General features: G+C 74.0%; 1 protein-coding gene. It reads right to left on the bottom strand.

Annotated features, from left to right (window positions below; translation table 11 throughout):
* Positions 1-353, bottom strand: a 353-nt coding sequence (locus tag ACL02O_RS34400; protein WP_412822356.1) for a hypothetical protein, incomplete at its 3' end; no start/stop codon positions are given.
* Positions 354-515: the final 162 nt, after the last annotated feature.

The following is a 515-nucleotide window of genomic DNA, read 5'->3' as shown; positions in this document are numbered from 1 at the left end:
CCGCCGTACAGGCCGGGCTGGCCGGTCAGCACGCTGCAGCCCAGGTCGATCGCGGCGAGCACCGCGGTGGCGGCGTCGACCCTGCCGACCGTGTCGAGGGTGACCGCGAGGGCCTCCCAGCTGTCCGGCGCTGGCGAGAGGACCTCGGCGATCGGGTGGTTGACGAGCAGCTGCAGACGGTCCCTGTCGACGACCACCCGGGCGGCTTCGGCCACGCACAGTACCGGCAGCCCGAACACGTAGTTCTCTCCGTCGGCGACCTCGGCGATCACCTCACCGACGTCGATCGACCCTCGAGTGAAGGCGATGATCGCGGAGGCGTCGAGGACGACCCGGACGGCCGGTTCGGTCACGCGGCGCGGGCCGGCAGGCCAAGCTGCTCGCGAGCCTGGGCGTCGAGCTCCGCCGTCCACCGCAACCGGGCCTCGTCCAGGCGGCGGCGCGCGCGAGCCTTCCCCTCGTCGGAGACGACGATGCCGGCGGCGGCGAGGACCTCCTCGCTGCGGGCGCCGGTG

The organism is Micromonospora mangrovicola (genome assembly GCF_047200535.1).
GTDB lineage: Bacteria > Actinomycetota > Actinomycetes > Mycobacteriales > Micromonosporaceae > Micromonospora.
The sequence above is the reverse complement of the archived record's forward strand: the minus strand, read 5'-3'. Positions and strand labels throughout refer to the sequence as shown.